The organism is Enterobacter sp. ECC_219_Taxon_10, assembly GCF_058354905.1.
In genome coordinates, this window is record NZ_CM178005.1 from 1,847,939 (window position 1) to 1,868,345 (window position 20,407).

Consider the following 20,407-nt stretch of genomic DNA (forward strand, 5'->3'; position numbering starts at 1 on the left):
TTTTCAAAGGTGCAACCCGTAAAAGCGTGAGCGAGTGCAACCTATAGGAAACTCGTATCAAACCGGGGATGAATTTGATGTAAATGCAGTGTTAAATCGTTTGTCAGCGGGATGCGCATACGGCAGGATAGCGCGCCCAACGGAAACACATACACACATCACTACGTTCCGGTGATGACATAACAAGGCAGCCCGGACGGCTGTCGCTCGACATTTTGGAGAATTTGAATGGCTATTAGCACACCGATGCTGGTGACATTTCTCGTTTATATTTTTGGCATGATCCTGATAGGGTTTTTGGCATGGCGTTCGACGAAGAACTTTGACGACTACATCCTGGGCGGCCGCAGTTTAGGCCCGATGGTGACCGCACTCTCTGCGGGCGCCTCCGACATGAGCGGCTGGCTGCTGATGGGGCTGCCGGGCGCGATTTTCATCTCTGGTATTTCCGAAAGCTGGATCGCCATCGGCCTGACCGTCGGCGCGTGGATCAACTGGAAGCTGGTGGCAGGCCGTCTGCGCGTGCATACCGAGGCCAACAACAACGCCCTGACGCTGCCGGACTACTTCACCGGACGTTTTGAAGACAACAGCCGCATCCTGCGCATTATCTCTGCGGTAGTCATCCTGCTGTTCTTCACCATCTACTGTGCCTCCGGCATTGTGGCCGGCGCGCGTCTGTTCGAAAGCACCTTCGGCATGAGTTACGAAACCGCCCTGTGGGCCGGTGCCGCGGCGACCATCCTCTATACCTTCGTGGGCGGTTTCCTGGCGGTAAGCTGGACCGATACCGTGCAGGCGAGCCTGATGATCTTCGCCCTGATCCTGACCCCGGTGATTGTGATTTTCACCGTCGGCGGCTTTGGCGAGTCGCTGGAAGTGATCAAGCAGAAGAGCATCGAAAACGTCGACATGCTGAAAGGGCTGAACTTCGTGGCCATCGTCTCCCTGATGGGCTGGGGGCTGGGCTACTTCGGTCAGCCGCACATTCTGGCGCGCTTTATGGCGGCGGATTCTCACCACACCATCGTGCATGCCCGTCGCATCAGCATGACGTGGATGATCCTGTGTCTGGCGGGGGCGTGCGCGGTCGGCTTCTTCGGTATCGCGTACTTCAACAACAACCCGGCGCAGGCGGGCGCGGTGAACCAGAACGCCGAACGCGTGTTCATCGAGCTGGCGCAAATTCTGTTCAACCCGTGGATTGCCGGCATTTTGCTCTCCGCGATCCTGGCGGCGGTGATGTCCACCCTGAGCTGCCAGCTGCTGGTCTGCTCCAGCGCAATCACCGAAGACCTCTACAAGGCCTTCCTGCGTAAAAACGCGAGCCAGAAAGAGCTGGTGTGGGTAGGGCGCTTTATGGTGCTGGTGGTGGCGCTGGTGGCGATTGCGCTGGCGGCCAACCCGGAAAACCGCGTGCTGGGACTCGTGAGCTACGCGTGGGCGGGCTTTGGCGCCGCGTTTGGTCCGGTCGTGCTGTTCTCCGTGCTGTGGTCACGCATGACCCGCAACGGCGCGCTGGCCGGGATGATTATCGGTGCGGTCACTGTTATCGTCTGGAAACAGTTCGCATGGCTGGGCCTGTACGAAATCATTCCGGGCTTCCTCTTCGGCAGCATCGGTATTGTGGTGTTCAGCCTGCTGGGTAAAGCGCCGTCAGCCTCCATGCAGAAGCGCTTTGCGGAAGCGGACGCGCATTACCACACTGCGCCGCCGACTAAGCTTCAGGCAGAGTAATTTTCCCCTCACCCTAACCCTCTCCCCAAAGGGGAGAGGGGACAGACCGTTCACCAGTTCGAGATGATAAATGATGATTAAAACAGGGTTAATGGTGGCAGCATTAGTGATGCTGGCGGGTTGTAACGCTCCCACGCAGCACGCGGCGGTAGAGATCTGCAAAGCGGATAACCAGATGCAGCAGACCACGCTCTATTTTGGCTTAAATCGGCCTGCCGGGGCGCAGATTACCGGCAACGAGTGGCAGCAGTTTGTCGACCTGGACGTGACGCCGCGCTTTCGCGATGGCTTAACGGTGTTTGATGCGCGCGGGCAGTGGCTGGGGAATGACGGGAAAGTGGCGCGCGAGCCGAGCAAGGCGCTGATGCTGATCCACGGGAAAGATGCCCAGAGCGAGAAGAACATCGAAGCGTTGCGCGGGATTTATAAGTCACGCTTCGCGCAGGAGTCGGTGATGCGCGTCGACCAGCCGGTGTGCGTGCAGTTTTAATAAAAAACGGCGGGAAATCCCGCCGTTGTTGTTTTGTAGCAAAGCAATTTACAGCACTAATCCCGCAAAGCTCGCCGACAGCAGGCTCACCAGCGTCGCACCGTACACCAGGCGCAGACCAAACCGCGACACCACGTTGCCCTGCTGCTCATTCAGCCCCTTAATCGCCCCGGCGACGATGCCGATGGAGGCGAAGTTCGCGAACGACACCAGGAAGACGGACAAAATGCCCAGCCCGCGCGGTGACATTTCATGGGCAATTTTTTGCAGCTCAATCATCGCCACGAATTCATTCGCCACCAGCTTGGTTGCCATAATGCTGCCCGCATTGAGCGCATCGCTCAGCGGAATACCGATAAGCCACGCCAGCGGATAAAACACATAGCCCAGGATCTGCTGGAAGCTCATGCCGAATACGCTGGAGAAGAGGGCGTTAACCGCGCTGATGAGGGCGATAAAGCCAATCAGCATTGCCAGAATAATCATCGCCACCTTAAAACCGGCCAGAATATACTCGCCGAGCATTTCAAAAAAGCTCTGGGATTCGTGCAGCTTCTCCAGCTTGATATCCGGCTCGGCTTCCGGACGCACCGGGTTAATAACCGAGAGAATAATAAAGGTGCTGAACATGTTCAGGATCAGCGCGGCAACGACAAATTTGGCGTCGAGCATGGTCATATAGGCGCCGACAATCGACAGAGAGACCGTCGACATGGCCGTGGCCGCCATGGTGAACAGGCGACGTGAGGAGAGATCCCCCAGCACGCCTTTGTAGGCAATAAAGTTTTCCGACTGGCCGAGGATCAGCGAGCTCACCGCATTGAAGGATTCCAGCTTGCCCATGCCGTTCAGTTTTGACAGCAGCGTGCCGATGATTCGAATAAAAATCGGCAGGATCCGCCAGTGCTGGAGAATACCAATCAGCGCTGAAATGAAAATAATCGGGCAAAGCACGCCGAGGAAAATAAACGCCAGCCCTTTTTCACCCATTCCGCCAAAGACGAAATTCGTCCCTTCCGAGGCAAATTTCAGCAGTGACTCAAAGAAGCCGGAAACATATTTAATCAGGAAAAGCCCGCTTTCGGCGTGCAGGAAAAAGAACGCCAGCGCAATTTCAATAACTATCAGCTGTAAAACATAACGAATGCGAATTTTTCGGCGGTCGAAACTCACCAGCCAGGCGAGCGCAAGAATAATCACCAGCGCCAGCAGGAAATGAACAATCTTAAACATGGGTTATTTTCAGTTGGTTTTTGAGGCGGATATTTAGCCACAGCGCTGGTTAACCGTAAATGGGCATTTTTATTATAACTTATAAACTTAACGGTAACGGTGGTAACTATTAACAGGCTTTGCGTTTACAACTCGTCATCAAATCACCACACATTTCGCTTGTGTTTCTTTTCGCCGTAATGATAATCACTATCACAAGAATTTACCTTTCTTTGCATCAGTTGACCGCGATAAACATTTAAGGTGTCGGCATGTTTGTTCCATTTCTCATTATGTTACGTGAAGGCCTTGAAGCGGCCCTGATTGTCAGCCTTATCGCCAGTTATCTGAAGCGCACCCAGCGAGGGCGCTGGATTGGCGTGATGTGGGTTGGCGTTTTCCTTGCCGCGGCGCTCTGCCTGGGTTTAGGTATCCTCATCAATGAAACCACCGGCGAATTCCCGCAGAAAGAGCAAGAACTGTTTGAAGGTATCGTCGCCGTGATTGCGGTGTTCATCCTGACGTGGATGGTCTTCTGGATGCGCAAAGTATCCCGCAACGTGAAGGTGCAGCTGGAGCAGGCGGTGGATAACGCCCTGCAGAAGGGGAATCACCACGGCTGGGCGCTGATTATGATGGTCTTTTTCGCCGTTGCGCGCGAGGGGCTGGAATCGGTCTTCTTCCTGCTGGCGGCATTCCAGCAGGACGTGGGCATCTGGCCGCCGCTGGGTGCCATGCTTGGTCTGGCAACGGCGGTGGTGCTGGGCTTCCTGCTCTACTGGGGCGGCATTCGCCTCAACCTGGGCGCCTTTTTTAAATGGACCAGCCTGTTCATTCTGCTGGTGGCCGCGGGGCTGGCGGCAGGGGCGATCCGCGCCTTCCACGAGGCGGGCCTGTGGAACCACTTCCAGGGCGTGGCGTTCGATCTCAGCAACGTCCTCTCCACCCATTCACTGACCGGCACCCTGCTTGAAGGCATTTTCGGCTACCAGGAAACGCCGAGCGTCAGCGAAGTGGCGATGTACTTTATCTATCTGGTTCCGGCGCTGGTGCTGTTTGCAATGCCGCCGCGTACCGGTTCGCAGACGTCGCGCGTAGCGCCGTAATTATCGTTTTAGTTACAACATACTTTTTAAGGGAAGAGTCATGGCAATTCAGTTTCGTCGTAGTGCATTGTGCGCAGGCATTGCCGCGCTGTTCGCTTCTGCCTTCACCGCGCAGGCTGCGGATATTCCGCAGGTGAAAGTCACCGTCAACGATAAGCAGTGCGATCCGATGACCATCACGGTTAACAGCGGGAAAACCCAGTTTATTATTCAGAACCATAGCCAGAAGGCACTGGAGTGGGAGATCCTCAAAGGCGTGATGGTGGTGGAAGAGCGCGAGAATATCGCCCCGGGCTTCAGCCAGAAGATGACCGCCAACCTGCAGCCGGGTGAATACGACATGACCTGCGGCCTGCTGACCAATCCGAAAGGCAAGCTGATCGTCAAAGGTGCAGCGACGGCGGACGCCGCCAAAGGCACGGCCCTGCTGAGCCTGGGCGACGCCATCACCGCCTATAAAGCCTACGTCACCAAAGAGACGACGGACCTGGTTACGGGCACCAAAGCCTTCACCGAAGCGGTGAAAGCGGGCGATATCGAAAAAGCGAAATCCCTGTATGCGCCAACCCGCCAGCACTACGAGCGCATCGAGCCGATTGCCGAACTGTTCTCTGACCTTGACGGCAGCATTGATGCCCGTGAAGACGACTACGAGCAGAAGGCCGCCGATCCGAAATTCACCGGCTTCCACCGTCTGGAAAAAGCCCTGTTTGGCGATAACACCACCAAAGGAATGGAGAAATATGCCGGGCAGCTGAACGCCGACGTGCTGGAGCTGCAAAAGCGCATCAGCGAGCTGGCCTTCCCGCCGTCGAAAGTGGTGGGCGGCGCGGCGGGGCTGATTGAAGAAGTGGCCGCGAGCAAAATCAGCGGGGAAGAAGATCGCTACAGCCATACTGACCTGTGGGACTTCCAGGCCAACGTCGACGGCGCGCAGAAAATTGTCGACCTGCTGCGTCCTCAACTGCAGAAAGAGAACGGCGAACTGCTGGCGAAAGTGGATGCCAACTTCAAAAAAGTGGACACCATTCTGGCGAAATACCGCACCAAAGACGGGTTCGAAACCTACGACAAGTTGACCGACGCTGACCGTAATGCGCTGAAAGGCCCGATTACGACCCTGGCGGAAGATCTCTCCCTGCTGCGCGGCGTACTGGGTCTGGACTAAGCACGATGAACAAGCATGACGAGCACGACGTGGCGGAACCTTCCCGACGTCGTTTGTTAAAAGGGGTCGGGGCGCTGGGCGGCGCGCTTGCCCTGGCAGGTGGCTGCCCGGTTGCGCATGCGGCGAAACCGCAAAGCGCTCCCGGCACGCTGTCTCCGGATGCCCGGATGGAGACGCAGCCGTTTTACGGTGAGCACCAGGCGGGCATTCTGACGCCGCAGCAAGCTTCCATGATGCTGGTGGCCTTTGATTCGCTGGCCAGCGATAAGGCGGATCTGGAGCGGCTGTTCCGCCTGCTGGCGGCGCGCATCGCGTTTCTTACCGCGGGCGGTCCGGCACCGGAGACGCCAAACCCGCGCCTGCCGCCGATGGATTCCGGTATCCTCGGGGCGTTTATCGCGCCGGATAACCTGACCATCACCGTGTCGGTGGGGGAGTCGCTGTTTGATGGCCGCTATGGCCTGGCAAAGCAGAAGCCAAAAGCGCTGCAAAAAATGACGCGCTTCCCGAATGACTCCCTCGACGCGGCGCTGTGCCACGGCGACCTGCTCCTGCAGATTTGTGCCAATACCCAGGACACGGTGATCCACGCCCTGCGCGATATCATCAAGCACACGCCGGATCTGCTGAGCGTGCGCTGGAAGCGGGAAGGGTTTATCTCCGATCACGCCGCGCGCAGCAAGGGGAAAGAGACCCCGGTGAACCTGCTGGGCTTTAAGGACGGTACGGCCAACCCGGACAGTCACGATGGTGCGCTTATGAAGGAGGTGGTGTGGGTCACTGCCGATCAGGGCGAACCGGCGTGGGCGGTGGGCGGCAGCTACCAGGCGGTGCGGATTATCCAGTTCCACGTGGAGTTCTGGGACCGCACGCCGCTGAAAGAGCAGCAGACGATTTTCGGCCGCGACAAGCAGAGCGGGGCGCCGCTGGGTATGAAGCACGAGCATGATGTGCCTGACTATGCGAGCGATCCGGATGGCGACGTTATCGCGCTCGACAGCCATATTCGCCTTGCTAACCCGCGCACCAAAGAGACGCAGTCCAGCCTGATGATGCGCCGTGGTTACAGCTATTCACTGGGCGTGACCAACTCCGGGCAGCTTGATATGGGGCTGTTGTTCGTCTGCTATCAGCACGATCTGGAGAAAGGTTTCCTGACGGTGCAGAAGCGGTTAAACGGTGAAGCGCTGGAAGAGTACATTAAGCCCATCGGCGGCGGCTATTTCTTTGCCCTGCCCGGCGCGCGCGATGCTGGTGCGTATCTCGCTCAAGGGCTGCTCGAAGCCTGATAATTGTCCCTGCGATAGTTCGCAGGGACATTATTTTTTCATATGACTAACATATTGTTATATTTCTGTAATATTTCTATATAAGACTGAATCCGCTGCAGGAGCAGTCTGAAAAGTTGCATTCAGGTAAAATAAATGTTGCATTTATGATAACTCCTGATGTACTTAAGATAAGACAGCGGTAGTTCCCGGCAGTGATGCTGAATCACTATGGAGATCGCGAATGGTTGCGTCCTGTACTGGACAAGGTAAACATAACAACCGCAGCACCCGGCGCGGAGGCTCAGACTCCGGCAGCGATTTCCTCACCACTAAATTCTCCCCCACACCTCAAGAATCTGATTCGACCGACGTGCAGACCGGTGCGCGTAGCCGTTCTGTATCGTCATCTGATAAAGCAAGCAATGGCTTACAAGGAAGCCAACCCTCTGATGTTCGTGCGCATAATCGTGCCGAAGCTGGCGCGTGTGATGAATACCAACAACTCAAGGTGCTATCCATGGGAAGACAAAAAGCAGTGATCAAAGCTCGTCGCGAAGCAAAACGTGTGCTGAGACGGGACTCACGTAGCCATAAACAGCGTGAAGAAGAATCGGTCACCTCGCTTGTGCAGATGAGTGGCGTAGAAGCAATTGGCATGGCCCGAGACAGCCGTGATAATTCTCCAATTGTGGCGCGCAATGAGGCTCAGGCGCACTACCTGAATGCTATCGAGAGTAAACAGCTCATCTTTGCAACCGGTGAAGCCGGATGCGGGAAAACGTGGATCAGTGCGGCCAAAGCGGCGGAAGCGCTGATTCATAAGGACGTGGAGCGCATTATTGTTACCCGTCCGGTACTGCAGGCGGATGAAGATCTCGGCTTCCTGCCCGGAGACATTTCGGAGAAGTTTGCCCCTTACTTCAGGCCCGTCTATGACGTGCTGGTGAAGCGACTGGGTGCATCTTTTATGCAGTACTGCCTGCGGCCAGAGATTGGCAAGGTGGAAATCGCGCCGTTCGCCTATATGCGCGGACGTACATTTGAAAATGCGGTCGTCATTCTTGACGAGGCTCAGAACGTGACCGCTGCGCAAATGAAGATGTTCTTAACGCGCCTCGGGGAGAACGTGACGGTTATCGTTAACGGCGATATTACCCAGTGTGACCTGCCGTCCGGCGTAAAATCCGGGCTGAGCGACGCCATGTCACGTTTTGAGGAAGATGAGATGATTGGGGTGGTACGCTTCACCAAAGAGGACTGCGTGCGTTCAGCGCTGTGTCAGCGCACGCTGCAGGTCTATTCCGACTAAAGGTAAAGCATTATCGTTTTGCCGCTTTCCTGTAATTTCTTCCCGGCGTCATGCCGGGAAGCGTCTTTTATTCTTTGCAGAATTCACCTGTTATTGATAATTAACCATTTCGATTATTAATTTTTTTACGGCTGCTTTTTATTTGAGCGGTAGAAGTGTGACATATGTTTATAATACCCACAAAATATCTATGCAGATAATGATCGCGCTAATCGTTAATTGAAAATCAAACGTGAATGTTGTCACAGAACATTACTACGAAGTAAAAATTAAGTTGTGTCTTCAGGGGAGTTATCTATGTTTCGTACTTGTTCGAACAAAATTCTAAGAAGAAACACAACAGGGGATCCGTTCCCCCGAAACATCACGCTGAGGGTCATACATGAACGAACTGGTTGGTGCTATTAATGGTGTAATCTGGAGCCCTGCGTTAATATTTTTATGTCTGGGTGTTGGCCTCTATTTCTCTCTTCGTAGCCGCTTTCTGCAGTTACGTCATATCAAACATATGATTACCCTGATGTTCCAGGGGCGTCCTACGGATGCAGGCGTGTCGTCGTTTCAGGCGCTGACGATGACGCTGGCAGGCCGTGTGGGGACAGGGAATATCGCTGGTGTGGCCACGGCAATTACTTTTGGCGGTCCGGGCGCGCTTTTCTGGATGTGGATAGTCGCTTTTTTAGGTGCCAGTTCAGCTTTTGTCGAATCCACTCTGGGTCAGGTTTATAAAGAAAAAATTAACGGCGAATATCGCGGTGGTCCTGCCTTTTATATTGAAAAAGGTTTAGGCGTTAAGTGGTACGCATGGTTATTTGCCATTGTGACTATTTTCTCCTGCGGGTTATTACTTCCGGGCGTGCAGGCAAACTCAATTGGTGCGAGCCTGGATATTGCCTTTGGTCTGAGTCCGAACGTGACGGCGGCATTACTTGCTGTGCTGTTAAGCTTTATAATTTTCGGCGGTGTGAAAAGGATCGCCAGCTTTAGCAGTATGGTCGTTCCATTTATGGCGCTGGGCTATATTATTGTCGCCTGCGTGATTATCGCCATTAATATTAACCAGCTCCCTTCGGTTATTCTGCTGATCTGGAAAAGCGCGTTCGGCCTGGAAGCAGGCTTTGGCGCCATCCTCGGTCAGGCGATTATGTGGGGCGTTAAGCGCGGCGTCTATTCTAACGAAGCGGCGCAGGGGACCGGGCCGCATGCGTCATCCGCGGCGGCGGTGAGCCACCCGGTGAAGCAGGGGCTGGTTCAGGCATTCTCGGTCTATATCGACACGCTGTTTGTCTGCTCCGCGACCGGGTTTATGCTGCTGATTACCGGGCTGTATAACGTCCAGGGCGTCGACGGCGCCGCGCTTTATACGGGAATTGCAGGCGTGGCCGCAGGTCCTGGCTACGTGCAGACGGCAATGGAAAGTATGATGCCGGGCTTTGGTAATTACTTTGTTGCTATTGCGCTGTTCTTCTTTGCCTTCACCACGATTATTGCCTACTACTATATTGCCGAAACCAATATCGCCTACATCAACCGTAAAATTCACCGTCCATGGCTGACGTTCCTGCTTAAGTTATGTCTGATGGCTTCGACGGTATATGGCACGGTTCGCACCGCGGATCTGGCATGGGGGCTGGGGGATATTGGGGTAGGGCTGATGGCATGGCTGAACATTATTGCCATTGTTCTGCTGCATAAAAAAGCGTTTGCCAGCCTGAAGGATTATGAAATTCAGAATGCGCAGGGGCTGGATCCACAGTTTGACCCGATTCGACTGGGGATTAAAAATGCGGATTACTGGCTGGAGGAGCGCAAGGATGAAGAGGGTTTGAATATCGGCCAGAGAACTGCTCCCGAGGGAAAGCAACCGGCTGGAAAGCTGAATAGCTGAGGAATAGTTGAGACAGGCCCGTGGTTTTGTACGGGCTTTTTTTTGTAGGTGAGGCAGCTCGTGTCGCACCGGGGGGGATTGACTCGCTTCGCTCGCCCTGCGGGCAGCCTGTTCGCTATGCTCTCAGTCTGTCCAACTGGCTGCCGCCAGTTGTCGAACCCCGGTCGGGGGTTCTCATCCCCCCCTTTTCGGAGAATATAAAAGAAAAAGCCCGTACTTTCGTACGAGCTCTCATCTTAAATATGGCGGTGAGGGGGGGATTCGAACCCCCGATACGTTGCCGTATACACACTTTCCAGGCGTGCTCCTTCAGCCACTCGGACACCTCACCATATTGTTTTGCTGCCTGACCGCTTGGGGGGCAACGGGGCGCTACTATAGGGAGTTGCGCTAACACGGTCAAGCAGATTTTCAGCTTTAGTGCCTGTTCGGTTAAGCATTAATCAGCTCCACGGTTTTTACGCCGTGGAGCAGGGGATTAACGCTGTGAATCGAGTACTTCGCTGTTTTTAACCACTTCCTGTGCTTTGCCGTAGCTTTCGATCAACAGCTGGTAAGCCGGGAAGATGTGGGTATACACCTCAGCCCATTCAGCCGCGTCCTCACGGTTCCAGGTGCGCTGGATCTCAGAGGCCACCGCGGCGGTATCCATTGGTACCACACCGGCCTGGACCACGCGTGCCAGGGTGATCTCCTGCGCCATTTTGCTGTAGGTGCCGGAAGCATCAATCACCGCAAACACTTTATAGCCGTCCGCCACCGCGCTGATGGACGGGAAGGCCATGCAGACGCTGGTGATTGTGCCGGCAATAATTAACGTCTTGCGACCGGTGGCTTTTACCGCCGCCACGAACTCCGGATTATCCCAGGCGTTGATCTCACCTTTGCGTGCCACATACTGCGCATGCGGCGCGTTGGCGTGGATCTCCGGGATAAGCGGGCCGTTCGGTCCCTGTGGAACGGAGGCCGTGGTGATCACCGGGATCTTCGCCAGCGTAGCAATTTTTGCCAGCGCCGCCGCACGGGCGCGCAGCTCCGGCATGGGCATGTCGCCGACGGTCTGGAACAGCCCGCTCTGGTGATCGATAAGCAACATCACCGCATCGTTCACATCAATAACCGGACGGGTACCATTAAAATTCGCAGGTGTAGACATGTTCTTCTCCTTTATTACGATTACGTTCAGATCTGGCCGAAGCGGCCGGAATTGAAATCACGAATGGCTTCCGCGATCTCGGTTTTACTGTTCATCACAAACGGGCCGTAGCCCACAATCGGTTCATTCAGCGGCTCGCCGGCCATCAGCAGCACTTTCGCGTCGCTGTTCGCTTCCAGATGCAGCCTGTCGCCGCTCTGGCTCAGCACGACCAGCTGCGCTTCACCCGCGGTCGTAGTGCCGTTCACCGTCACGCTGCCCTCAAGCACCACCAGCGCCGTGCTCCAGCCTTCGGGCTGATTGAGCGTCAGATGGCTGCCCTGGCGTAGCGTCAGATCCCACACGTTCAGCGGTGAGAAAGTATGTGCCGGGCCCGTCACGTCCTCAAAGCGACCGGCGATGACCCGCAGCGTGCCGCTGTTATCCGGCAGCGTAACCACCGGGATCTCCGCTTTGGTGATGCTCTGGTAGCCAGGCGTCGCCATTTTGTCTTTGGCAGGCAGGTTGACCCACAGCTGCATCATTTTCAGCTCGCCACCTTTCTGCGAGAACGCGCTGGAGTGGAACTCCTCGTGCAGGATGCCTGCGCCTGCCGTCATCCACTGCACGTCGCCCGGGCCAATAACGCCACCTCTGCCGGTTGAGTCGCGGTGCTCCACTTCCCCGGAGTAGACGATAGTGACCGTTTCAAAGCCGCGATGAGGATGCTCGCCCACGCCGCGTTTCGCGCCGTCCGCCGGGAAGGTGTACGGTCCGGCGTAGTCCAGCAGCAGGAACGGGCTCAGCGGCTCGCCGTGCGTCTGGTAAGAAAACATTGAACGAACCGGGAAACCGTCACCGACCCAGTCCGGACGAGGTGCGGTATAAACGCCTGTTACGTTTTTCATGATGAGCTCCTGATGTTCTGTTGATGTAATTAGCTTATATTCAGGGTTAATATCCCGGTAGATAGTGAAATTGACATTCACTGTTCTGAAAATGGAACGATGAGGGCGTATGCAGGATCTCAATGATTTCGCGTGGTTTGTGAAGGTGGTGGACCATGGTGGGTTTGCGGCGGCGGGTCGGGCGCTCGATCAGCCCAAGTCGAAACTGAGCCGCCGGATTGCTCAGCTGGAAGAGCGCCTTGGCGTGCGGTTGATCCAGCGCACTACGCGGCAGTTTACGGTGACCGAAGTCGGGCAGACCTTCTATCAGCACTGTAAAGCGATGATGGTGGAGGCCGAAGCTGCGCAAGAGGCGGTGGCGGCGTTACAGGCCGAGCCGCGCGGTGTGGTCAGGATCACCTGCCCGGTAACCCTGTTGCACGTTCACGTGGGGCCGATGCTGGCGCGCTTTATGGCGCGCTATCCGGGGATCAATCTTCAGCTTGAGGCCACCAACCGGCGAGTCGATTTGGTGGGCGAGGGCATTGACGTGGCGATCCGCGTTCGTCCACGTCCCTTTGACGACAGCGATCTGGTGTTAAGAGTGCTGGCAGACAGGGGGCACTGCCTGGTGGCGAGCCCTGCGCTGATTGAGCAGATGGGCAACCCTGCCGTGCCCTCTGAGCTGAGCGAATGGCCGGGCTTGAGCATGGGGGCGGGAAAGCAGCTGCATAAATGGGAACTGGGCGGGCCGGACGGGGCAAAAGCGGAGATTCACTTTACGCCGCGCTTGATTACCACCGACATGCTGGCGCTGCGTGAAGCGGCAATGGCGGGGGTAGGGGTCGTGCAGCTGCCGATTTTGATGGTCAAGGATCAGCTGGTATCAGGGGAATTGGTGCGGGTGCTGGACGCATGGGAACCCAGACGGGAAGTTATTCACGCGGTTTATCCTTCCCGGCGTGGTTTACTGCCGTCGGTCAGAACGCTGGTGGATTTTCTTACCGAAGAGTATGCGCGGATGGTGGAGGAGTAACAATCCCCTCGCCCTGCGGGCTGAGGAATCCCCCGAAACTAATGCGAGCAGTAAACAATTCCCTCGCCCCTTTGGGGAGAGGGTTAGGGTGAGGGGCTCAGACCGCACCGAGCTGCTTATAGCTCCGGGGGGATTGACTCGCTTCGCTCGCCCTTCGGGCAGCCTGTTCGCTACGCTCTCAGTCTGTCCAACTGGCTGCGCCAGTTGTCGAACCCCGGTCGGGGATTCTCATCCCCCCCACAGGCATGCAACATGCGAAAAAAAAGCCCGCATTTTCATGCGAGCTCTTCTTTAAATATGGCGGTGAGGGGGGGATTCGAACCCCCGATACGTTGCCGTATACACACTTTCCAGGCGTGCTCCTTCAGCCACTCGGACACCTCACCATATTGTCATCCCGTTGTTGTCGGGACGGGCGCTAATGTAAGGAAAAGCCGAACTGCCGTCAACTCACTTTTTCAGTAATTTAGCGCGTTTAGACAAACTTCAGGCAACATGATTCTTAAATGTGCTGAAAGCGTCTTTTTTATCAACAACACAGTCGCGCAATAAATTTGCTATGCTGACCGTCCAGTTAAAAAGCAAACTAAATCAGCGCAATAAAAGGCAGGAATGACTATGGATATACTCTTCTATCACCCCACTTTTGATACGGCTTACTGGATTGAAGCGCTTTCTGCGGCGCTGCCGGGCGCTCGCGTTCGTGAATGGAAGCGGGGCGATAACGAACATGCCGACTACGCGCTGGTCTGGCATCCTCCGGTGGAAATGCTTCAGGGCCGTAAGCTGAAAGCCGTGTTTGCACTCGGGGCCGGCGTGGATTCCATTCTGAGCAAACTAAAGGCACACCCTGAAATGCTGCCGGAAGAGATCCCTCTGTTCCGCCTGGAAGATACCGGAATGGGGCAGCAAATGCAGGAATATGCCGTGAGCCAGGTGCTGCACTGGTTCCGCCGCTTCGACGATTATCAAGCCTTTAAACAGCAGGCCCACTGGGAGCCGCTGCCGGATTACCGTCGCGAAGATTTTACAATCGGCATCCTCGGCGCCGGCGTGCTGGGCTCAAAAGTGGCTGAAGCGCTTGCCCCGTGGGGCTTCCCGCTGCGCTGCTGGAGCCGCAGCCGTAAAGATTATCCGGGCGTTGAGAGTTTTGCCGGAACGGATGAGCTTCCGGCCTTCCTGAGCGGCACGCGCGTGCTGATCAACCTGCTGCCCAATACGGCGGAAACGGTAGGGATCATCAATGAAGCCTTGCTCAATCAGCTGGTCGATCAGAGCTACCTGATGAACCTGGCGCGCGGGGTGCATCTGGTCGAGCCGGATCTGCTGAAGGCGCTGGACAGCGGGAAGCTTAAAGGCGCCATGCTGGATGTTTACAGCCGTGAACCGCTGCCGGAGGAAAGCCCGCTGTGGCGACATCCGCGCGTGGCCATGACGCCGCACGTGGCCGCCGTCACGCGACCGGCCGAGGCGGTGGCCTATATCTCGCACACGATCGGTGAAATAGAGAAGGGTAATCCGGTTACCGGACAGGTCGACAGACAGCGCGGCTACTGAGAGAAACCCGGCGTTCGCCGGGTTTTTGCTAATATTCGCCGCTGATAACTGCTATCCTTTGGAAAAAACGCAGAGGAGAGAAAGATGTATCCCGTTGACCTGCATATGCACACCGTCGCCAGTACCCACGCGTATAGCAACCTCCATGATTATATCGCTCAGGCGAAGCTTAAAGGCATCAAGCTATTTGCGATAACCGATCACGGCCCGGATATGGCGGATGCGCCGCACTACTGGCATTTTGTGAATATGCGTATCTGGCCGCGTCTGGTGGACGGCATCGGGATACTGCGCGGCATTGAGGCGAACATCAAAAACACCGACGGTGAAATTGACTGCACCGGCCCGATGCTGACCTCCTTAGATTTGATCCTCGCCGGTTTCCATGAGCCGGTTTTCCCGCCGCAGGATAAAGAGACTAATACCGCGGCGATGATTGCCACCATTGCCAGCGGCAATGTGCATATCATTAGCCACCCGGGCAACCCGAAGTACCCGATTGATATTCAGGCCGTGGCGCAGGCCGCGGCGAAACACCGCGTGGCGCTGGAGATTAATAACTCCTCGTTCGTGCACTCGCGTAAGGGCAGTGAAGCCAACTGTCGCGAAGTGGCTGCCGCCGTGCGTGATGCGGGTGGCATGGTGGCGCTGGGCTCTGATTCGCACACGGCCTTCACGCTGGGGGATTTCAGCGAGTGCCTGAAAATATTGCAGGATGTGGATTTCCCGGAAGAACGCATCCTGAACGTCACGCCGCGTCGTATGCTCGATTTCCTTGAGTCGCGCGGCATGGCGCCGATTGATGAATTTGCCGATCTTTAATTGAATAACGGAATAAAATAATGAATGAATTCTCCATCCTTTGCCGCGTGCTGGGCTCCCTCTATTATCGCCAGCCGCAGGATCCGCTGCTGGTTCCGCTGTTTACGCTGATTCGCGAAGGTAAGCTGGCGCAGAACTGGCCGCTGGAACAGGATGAGTTACTGGAACGCCTGCAGAAAAGCTGTGATATGCAGCAGATCTCAACGGACTACAACGCGCTGTTCGTAGGCGAAGAGTGCCGCGTGTCGCCGTATCGTTCTGCCTGGCAGGAAGGGGCGACCGAAGCTGAAGTGCGGGCATTTCTCTCCGAACGCGGGATGCCACTGAGCGATACGCCAGCCGATCATATCGGTACGCTGCTGCTGGCAGCCTCCTGGATCGAAGACAACGCAGGCGACGATGAAAATGAAGCCATCGGGATCCTCTTCGAGACGTATCTGCTGCCGTGGGTCGGAACCTTTCTGGGTAAAGTGGAGGCCCATGCCACCTCTCCGTTCTGGAGAACGCTGGCCCCGCTGACGCGTGACGCCATCGCAGCAATGTGGGACGAGCTGGAAGAAGAAGCTGAAGAGTGATTTTCATCACAAAAATTCTGCAACGATACATTTCCGCATGCACGTACTGTGCTTTCGATCTCATTTCTATGGCGCGCATCTGCTAAGATGCGCGCCATGAACATATTACTTTGTATTGCGATCACGACAGGCATTCTCTCCGGTGTTTGGGGATGGGTAGCGGTGTCTCTCGGTTTATTAAGCTGGGCTGGCTTCCTGGGCTGCACGGCCTATTTCGCCTGTCCTCAGGGCGGGCTGAAAGGGCTCTTTATCTCAGGCTGCACGCTGATGAGCGGCGTGATCTGGGCGCTGGTCATCATGAAGGGCAGCGCGCTGGCGCCGCATCTGGAGATGCTGGGGTACGTCATGACGGGGGTTGTCGCCTTCCTGATGTGCATTCAGGCGAAGCATCTGCTGCTGTCGTTCGTGCCGGGCACCTTTATGGGGGCCTGCGCGACCTTTGCCGGGCAGGGGGACTGGAAGCTGGTGGTTCCTTCCCTGGCGCTGGGACTGCTGTTTGGCTACGCCATGAAGAACAGCGGCCTTTGGCTGGCGGCGCGACGGGAAAAAACGCAAAACATCACCGCGGTGAGTGAATAAAAAAAGGCGAGATAATCATCTCGCCTTTTTTATGCGCTGCCTGTCAGGATTCCGGAGGCACCGACATATCACGGTATTTCACCAGGATCGGGTTCTGCACGTCCGCTTTGTTTTGCAGGTCCCACAGCCCGCGATCGATACCATCGTTAATTAAGAAGATCACGCCGGTTTCAATGGCTGACATCAGACACATCATGACCGGTTCGTTAGAGGTGTAGCCAATTTCACCCTCCAGCAGACGCTGGTAGTCGATGAAGCGGAATACCCCAGCCTGAACTTCATAAGACAGTATCGTTTTGCTGGTGTTGACCGAGGAGAGCACTTCACCGGTACTGACGTTAACGACGCGCAGGTTAACCGCAATTTGGTCGAGCTGGTACTGGGTATCCGCGCCGATACCGAAGTAGCGCGCCCCAACGCCGCCCGATTTTACGTTACTCTCGTAACCGATAATCGAACCCTCAATCATCACGTTTGCGGCGGCCAGAGACTGCAGAGGCATCCGGTTATTGTCCGCGACGGTGCCATTCTCCTGCGCGGCGCGAATGATTTTGCGTTCATTTAACAGGTTCTGAAGCCCCTGGCGTTCCAGCGGTATAAACCAGTGCGAATCCTTCAGTGCGGTCACCAGCATGGCGGTGGCGCTTTGCGGCACCGCGGTGGAGAAGTTACTTGCCGGGTAAGGCTTAAATTGCCCGGTTTCATCCTGAATGTTGTATACCGAGACAAATATCTTGCCCGTAGGTGAAGGCAAATGGGTTAAATCACGATAACTCTGGGCCCGGGGCATTAATGTTGGTTTTGCAGCTTCTTTAGGTGGAGCAGTTAAACAACCGCTCAATAAGCACACTGCAACAAATATCAGGAAGCGCTGCATGATCGTTGTCCTTATTTAGCTATTGTTTAAAAGTCAGTTGAATTATTTTGCAGGCCGGAAACCTCTATGGTGGAGGTTTTTCCGGTTTTACGATCGGTCACATTCAACTGGAGCTGTCCGTCCCTGTTGGCGATGTCGACAATAAAGTCGTTGGTCATCATTCGGCCGGGTTTGCCGGTATTAATGTTGGTCAGCAATCCCCCTAAAATCTGCGACTGGATAGCCTGGGTGAAGTTATCCAGTGCGGAAGGGGTATCAACGGTAAAATCCTGATAGCTCGGATCTTTATAAGAGTTTTGTGCCTGGGCTTGATTCAGCAGAAAGGCACCGTTGTTGGGGTTGCCGCCAAAGTTAGGGTTACGGAACTGGAAGGTCATATTTCCGGCCCAGCTCAGGGGAGCAATAAGCATGATCGAAACAACTGCATATGCAATACGCATGACAGCCTCCGCATATCGGTTCGCTAGAACTCATCTTTTGCTAAATCGCTGGTGCTTAATAGGGCTTTATCTATTTGCAGGCGATTAATAGCGTCTTCAGTTTGAGCCAGTGCTAAGGCTACGTTTTTATCGAAGTCTGTTTTCGAGGGGAATAAAAACGTTTGATAAATAACGTCCTGATTGGCCGTTATGGTTATCCAGCTTCCCCAACGTGCACTGGGCCGCTCGTTGATTGTTAAATTACCCGTGTAGGGACTGTCCCATTTATCGCTGAAGGCCCGGTAAAAACTGTGCCCGATCGATGAGACCGTGTGGTCAGTTAACAATCCGGGAACTTCGACCTCAACGGCCTGCAGGTTCCCAGCAGCGAGCAGGAGACTCGCTGCGGCGATCCAACTCAACGTGCGCTTCATGTCATTAACGCCTGAGGTTATCGTTTGCCCATGAAACAGCCTGAGTTCGGTTTTTAACAGCTATCTTCTTGAAAAGATTATAAAGGTGCGTCTTCACCGTATTTTCGCTGATAAATAACGAACGGGCGATTTCAATATTTGAAGCACCAATGCGTAATTTGTTCAGGATCTCTTTCTCACGGTGGGTGAGCAGCGCTGATTCCGAACTGTTATAGCGGTAATTTCCGGAGTGCGTGATGAGGTAGCTGGCCAGCTTTTGCGAGAAATAGCATTCGCCTCGCAATATGCCTTGCAGACCATCTACCACCCGAACCTCTTCTTCAGTGACGTAGAACACGCCATTGATATGCGGCCAGTTTTCAATATCTCTGAAAGGATATTCATCAGGCGTATTCAATAATAACACGCGGATATTATTGTTTTTCCTGCTTAAGTTATCTTGCCAGTAATGGATAAGCTTTTTATCGGCTTCCATCATATCAAACAGAATGATGCTGCCAGGCGCAATATCATCGAAAGAACGTTGAATATTATGCAATTTCCCGTTCAGTGATAAAGATTGCTTTAAATGTTGTAATAAAGCTGTCGCTTGCAGAGAAGGTTTTGTGATCAACAGTAATGTATGACCATGTAAACTATGGACTTCATTATACATGATGAAACCCCACTTATTTTTGGCACCTGACAGCAGCCCTCTCTGTAAAGAAGAGGGCACCAGAAGTACTGACAGATGTTGCACTGCTGTGTGTAGAAACAGAACATAACCTCCACAGGGAGGTAAATATAAAACCAATTTCGTACATCTAATTTCAATCTAGCTTTTACGAGTTTTAAAGCAAGTGTTAATCATGTAACAAGATGTAAAAATCAATATTAATTTGTGTAAACTACAGATTTTTAATGTTGTTATTTGATATGAAAGTTGTACATGTAAATAGTTGTGCATAGATTTTAAAAATCATACAAATATTATCAATCAATTGATATTTAAAAGTATTTATTATTTTCTTTGGTATGTGTCAAGGTATGAGTAACTGATACTTTCTAAGTCATACCGTTCTGGTTTTTCTGGCTTAAGAAAACTCGCCTTGTGTCACGCACTGAAGAAAATGTCATCCTGGCGTTACGCTTAAACAACGCGGGAAGGGGCATGGGCGGCTTTCTCGCCGTTGTACAGCATGCCATGCATAAATATTTCATAAAAAATAAAACCGGCCTGAGTAATGCCTTTTATGGTGCAAATTACAACTTTGTGGTGACCTGAAAAATAAAAATAAGCCGCGCGGGTGAGATATTTAAAATGTTTCAGCGGACATACTCTTCACCGTAACGACGCGTTAACAAAAAAAACGAGTCGTTTAATACGAAATACGATCAAGGTGTTTTCAGGTAGCCGGGTCCAGGGTGACAACATGAAAAACACAGCGTTATTTTTGATGTTTACATTACTGGGTGCGCCTGGATTTGTAACCGCATCGAATTCAGATTTGGCAAACGCTGAATATAATTTTGCGGTTAATGAATTAAGTCATTCATCATTAAATCAGGCAGCCATTATTGGTCAACAGGGCGTGTTTAATGACGCTCAGCTTCGCCAGGAAGGATCGAAACTCTTGTCCGTCATTTCCCAGGATGGGGCAGGCAACAGAGCGAGAGTTGATCAATCAGGGACTTATAATATTGCCTGGATCGATCAGAGCGGTAACGGGAACGATGCAGGCATTACGCAGGATGGATATGGTAATAGTGCGAAAATTATCCAGAAAGGGTCGGGTAATAGAGCAAATATTACGCAGTACGGTACGCAGAAAACCGCAGTTGTAGTGCAGAAACAGTCGCAGATGGCAATTCGCGTTATTCAGCGCTAGTTATTTCGCGACGACATTAATCAATCCGATGGGGGTT

General features: G+C 54.0%; 21 protein-coding genes, 2 tRNA genes and 1 other RNA gene. 14 read left to right on the top strand and 10 right to left on the bottom strand.

What is annotated here, in order from left to right; genetic code table 11:
* Positions 1–228: 228 nt before the first annotated feature.
* A complete protein-coding gene (gene putP, locus AC4ICF_RS08750) occupies positions 229–1,737 on the top strand; it encodes a sodium/proline symporter PutP (protein WP_316378889.1) in 1,509 nt (502 codons plus the stop codon).
* A 70-nt stretch (positions 1,738–1,807) separates the two neighbouring features.
* Entirely contained in the window at positions 1,808–2,227 is a 420-nt protein-coding gene (locus tag AC4ICF_RS08755) for a DUF3574 domain-containing protein (protein ID WP_316378890.1), read from the top strand.
* A gap of 48 nt (positions 2,228–2,275) precedes the next feature.
* Here the strand turns inward: AC4ICF_RS08755 and AC4ICF_RS08760 are convergent, their stop codons facing one another.
* Entirely contained in the window at positions 2,276–3,460 is a 1,185-nt protein-coding gene (locus tag AC4ICF_RS08760) for a NupC/NupG family nucleoside CNT transporter (RefSeq protein WP_047368266.1), read from the bottom strand.
* Positions 3,461–3,711: 251 nt separating this feature from the next.
* Here AC4ICF_RS08760 and efeU point away from each other — a divergent pair, with 251 nt between their 5' ends.
* The 5 genes from efeU (at position 3,712) to AC4ICF_RS08785 (ending at position 10,181) form a co-directional block, all read left to right on the top strand.
* On the top strand, positions 3,712–4,545 hold the full coding sequence (efeU, locus tag AC4ICF_RS08765) for an iron uptake transporter permease EfeU (protein WP_192983067.1): 834 nt from the start codon (positions 3,712–3,714) through the stop codon (positions 4,543–4,545).
* Between the two features lie 40 nt (positions 4,546–4,585).
* Positions 4,586–5,713, top strand: a complete 1,128-nt coding sequence (gene efeO, locus AC4ICF_RS08770; RefSeq protein ID WP_316378891.1) for an iron uptake system protein EfeO — start codon at positions 4,586–4,588, stop codon at positions 5,711–5,713.
* 5 nt (positions 5,714–5,718) lie between these two features.
* A complete protein-coding gene (efeB, locus tag AC4ICF_RS08775) occupies positions 5,719–7,002 on the top strand; it encodes an iron uptake transporter deferrochelatase/peroxidase subunit (protein WP_491466206.1) in 1,284 nt (427 codons plus the stop codon).
* Positions 7,003–7,501: 499 nt separating this feature from the next.
* The gene (phoH, locus tag AC4ICF_RS08780; protein WP_029740192.1) at positions 7,502–8,293 is read left to right on the top strand and encodes a phosphate starvation-inducible protein PhoH; all 792 of its coding nucleotides are present in this window, start codon (positions 7,502–7,504) and stop codon (positions 8,291–8,293) included.
* Positions 8,294–8,675: 382 nt separating this feature from the next.
* A complete protein-coding gene (locus tag AC4ICF_RS08785) occupies positions 8,676–10,181 on the top strand; it encodes an alanine/glycine:cation symporter family protein (protein ID WP_316378893.1) in 1,506 nt (501 codons plus the stop codon).
* Between the two features lie 61 nt (positions 10,182–10,242).
* On the opposite strand, the gene AC4ICF_RS08790 is transcribed toward AC4ICF_RS08785, so the two are convergent.
* The 4 genes from AC4ICF_RS08790 to AC4ICF_RS08805 all read right to left on the bottom strand — a co-directional run bounded on the left by AC4ICF_RS08790 (position 10,243) and on the right by AC4ICF_RS08805 (position 12,224).
* A non-coding RNA gene (locus AC4ICF_RS08790) (RtT sRNA) lies at positions 10,243–10,380 on the bottom strand.
* A gap of 44 nt (positions 10,381–10,424) precedes the next feature.
* Positions 10,425–10,512 (bottom strand) — tRNA-Ser (locus AC4ICF_RS08795).
* 147 nt (positions 10,513–10,659) lie between these two features.
* On the bottom strand, positions 10,660–11,337 hold the full coding sequence (locus AC4ICF_RS08800) for an isochorismatase family protein (protein WP_032638688.1): 678 nt from the start codon (positions 11,335–11,337) through the stop codon (positions 10,660–10,662).
* Positions 11,338–11,363: 26 nt separating this feature from the next.
* On the bottom strand, positions 11,364–12,224 hold the full coding sequence (locus AC4ICF_RS08805) for a pirin family protein (protein ID WP_491466207.1): 861 nt from the start codon (positions 12,222–12,224) through the stop codon (positions 11,364–11,366).
* A 109-nt stretch (positions 12,225–12,333) separates the two neighbouring features.
* On the opposite strand from AC4ICF_RS08805, the gene AC4ICF_RS08810 reads away from it, so the two are divergent.
* Complete coding sequence (locus tag AC4ICF_RS08810) at positions 12,334–13,239, top strand: LysR family transcriptional regulator (protein ID WP_316378895.1); 906 nt, start codon at positions 12,334–12,336, stop codon at positions 13,237–13,239.
* Between the two features lie 298 nt (positions 13,240–13,537).
* On the opposite strand, the gene AC4ICF_RS08815 is transcribed toward AC4ICF_RS08810, so the two are convergent.
* Positions 13,538–13,625 (bottom strand) — tRNA-Ser (locus AC4ICF_RS08815).
* A gap of 232 nt (positions 13,626–13,857) precedes the next feature.
* Between AC4ICF_RS08815 and ghrA the strand changes: the two genes are divergently transcribed.
* The 4 genes from ghrA to AC4ICF_RS08835 all read left to right on the top strand — a co-directional run bounded on the left by ghrA (position 13,858) and on the right by AC4ICF_RS08835 (position 16,772).
* Positions 13,858–14,796 (top strand): glyoxylate/hydroxypyruvate reductase GhrA, encoded by a 939-nt coding sequence (gene ghrA, locus AC4ICF_RS08820; protein WP_116340734.1) that lies wholly within the window; start codon positions 13,858–13,860, stop codon positions 14,794–14,796.
* Between the two features lie 84 nt (positions 14,797–14,880).
* Positions 14,881–15,618: a phosphatase gene (locus tag AC4ICF_RS08825; protein ID WP_028012671.1), complete on the top strand. Its 738-nt coding sequence runs from the start codon at positions 14,881–14,883 to the stop codon at positions 15,616–15,618.
* A gap of 20 nt (positions 15,619–15,638) precedes the next feature.
* A complete protein-coding gene (locus AC4ICF_RS08830; RefSeq protein WP_116340732.1) occupies positions 15,639–16,193 on the top strand; it encodes a TorD/DmsD family molecular chaperone in 555 nt (184 codons plus the stop codon).
* A 96-nt stretch (positions 16,194–16,289) separates the two neighbouring features.
* Positions 16,290–16,772, top strand: coding sequence for a DUF1097 domain-containing protein (locus AC4ICF_RS08835; protein WP_162874951.1), 483 nt, complete (start codon positions 16,290–16,292; stop codon positions 16,770–16,772).
* Between the two features lie 43 nt (positions 16,773–16,815).
* Here AC4ICF_RS08835 and csgG read toward each other — a convergent pair whose 3' ends face one another.
* Genes csgG through csgD form a run of 4 tightly spaced genes read right to left on the bottom strand, consistent with a single transcriptional unit; the run spans position 16,816 to position 19,157 of the window.
* Positions 16,816–17,649 (bottom strand): curli production assembly/transport protein CsgG, encoded by an 834-nt coding sequence (csgG, locus tag AC4ICF_RS08840; RefSeq protein WP_028012674.1) that lies wholly within the window; start codon positions 17,647–17,649, stop codon positions 16,816–16,818.
* A gap of 26 nt (positions 17,650–17,675) precedes the next feature.
* The gene (csgF, locus tag AC4ICF_RS08845) at positions 17,676–18,089 is read right to left on the bottom strand and encodes a curli production assembly/transport protein CsgF (RefSeq protein ID WP_116340728.1); all 414 of its coding nucleotides are present in this window, start codon (positions 18,087–18,089) and stop codon (positions 17,676–17,678) included.
* Between the two features lie 23 nt (positions 18,090–18,112).
* Complete coding sequence (csgE, locus tag AC4ICF_RS08850; RefSeq protein ID WP_048998812.1) at positions 18,113–18,502, bottom strand: curli production assembly/transport protein CsgE; 390 nt, start codon at positions 18,500–18,502, stop codon at positions 18,113–18,115.
* Between the two features lie 4 nt (positions 18,503–18,506).
* Positions 18,507–19,157, bottom strand: a complete 651-nt coding sequence (gene csgD / locus AC4ICF_RS08855) for a biofilm master transcriptional regulator CsgD (protein ID WP_233002345.1) — start codon at positions 19,155–19,157, stop codon at positions 18,507–18,509.
* Between the two features lie 435 nt (positions 19,158–19,592).
* Here csgD and AC4ICF_RS08860 point away from each other — a divergent pair, with 435 nt between their 5' ends.
* The gene (locus tag AC4ICF_RS08860) at positions 19,593–19,766 is read left to right on the top strand and encodes a hypothetical protein (protein WP_316378896.1); all 174 of its coding nucleotides are present in this window, start codon (positions 19,593–19,595) and stop codon (positions 19,764–19,766) included.
* A gap of 148 nt (positions 19,767–19,914) precedes the next feature.
* Positions 19,915–20,370 carry a curli minor subunit CsgB gene (gene csgB / locus AC4ICF_RS08865; protein WP_116340726.1) on the top strand — a complete coding sequence of 152 codons (456 nt, stop codon included), beginning with the start codon at positions 19,915–19,917 and terminating at the stop codon, positions 20,368–20,370.
* Positions 20,371–20,407 lie beyond the last annotated feature (37 nt).

Bases quoted from the DNA above. Each gene is read 5' to 3' on its own strand.
- AC4ICF_RS08830 (WP_116340732.1), top strand. From the start codon at position 15,639: ATGAATGAATTCTCCATCCTTTGCCGCGTGCTGGGCTCCCTCTATTAT.
- AC4ICF_RS08785 (WP_316378893.1), top strand. From the start codon at position 8,676: ATGAACGAACTGGTTGGTGCTATTAATGGTGTAATCTGGAGCCCTGCG.
- efeO (WP_316378891.1), top strand. From the start codon at position 4,586: ATGGCAATTCAGTTTCGTCGTAGTGCATTGTGCGCAGGCATTGCCGCG.
- csgD (WP_233002345.1), bottom strand. From the start codon at position 19,157: ATGTATAATGAAGTCCATAGTTTACATGGTCATACATTACTGTTGATC.
- efeU (WP_192983067.1), top strand. From the start codon at position 3,712: ATGTTTGTTCCATTTCTCATTATGTTACGTGAAGGCCTTGAAGCGGCC.
- efeB (WP_491466206.1), top strand. From the start codon at position 5,719: ATGAACAAGCATGACGAGCACGACGTGGCGGAACCTTCCCGACGTCGT.
- AC4ICF_RS08800 (WP_032638688.1), bottom strand. From the start codon at position 11,337: ATGTCTACACCTGCGAATTTTAATGGTACCCGTCCGGTTATTGATGTG.
- AC4ICF_RS08805 (WP_491466207.1), bottom strand. From the start codon at position 12,224: ATGAAAAACGTAACAGGCGTTTATACCGCACCTCGTCCGGACTGGGTC.
- AC4ICF_RS08835 (WP_162874951.1), top strand. From the start codon at position 16,290: ATGAACATATTACTTTGTATTGCGATCACGACAGGCATTCTCTCCGGT.
- AC4ICF_RS08760 (WP_047368266.1), bottom strand. From the start codon at position 3,460: ATGTTTAAGATTGTTCATTTCCTGCTGGCGCTGGTGATTATTCTTGCG.
- putP (WP_316378889.1), top strand. From the start codon at position 229: ATGGCTATTAGCACACCGATGCTGGTGACATTTCTCGTTTATATTTTT.
- csgG (WP_028012674.1), bottom strand. From the start codon at position 17,649: ATGCAGCGCTTCCTGATATTTGTTGCAGTGTGCTTATTGAGCGGTTGT.
- csgB (WP_116340726.1), top strand. From the start codon at position 19,915: ATGAAAAACACAGCGTTATTTTTGATGTTTACATTACTGGGTGCGCCT.
- AC4ICF_RS08755 (WP_316378890.1), top strand. From the start codon at position 1,808: ATGATGATTAAAACAGGGTTAATGGTGGCAGCATTAGTGATGCTGGCG.
- phoH (WP_029740192.1), top strand. From the start codon at position 7,502: ATGGGAAGACAAAAAGCAGTGATCAAAGCTCGTCGCGAAGCAAAACGT.
- AC4ICF_RS08825 (WP_028012671.1), top strand. From the start codon at position 14,881: ATGTATCCCGTTGACCTGCATATGCACACCGTCGCCAGTACCCACGCG.
- csgF (WP_116340728.1), bottom strand. From the start codon at position 18,089: ATGCGTATTGCATATGCAGTTGTTTCGATCATGCTTATTGCTCCCCTG.
- csgE (WP_048998812.1), bottom strand. From the start codon at position 18,502: ATGAAGCGCACGTTGAGTTGGATCGCCGCAGCGAGTCTCCTGCTCGCT.
- AC4ICF_RS08810 (WP_316378895.1), top strand. From the start codon at position 12,334: ATGCAGGATCTCAATGATTTCGCGTGGTTTGTGAAGGTGGTGGACCAT.
- ghrA (WP_116340734.1), top strand. From the start codon at position 13,858: ATGGATATACTCTTCTATCACCCCACTTTTGATACGGCTTACTGGATT.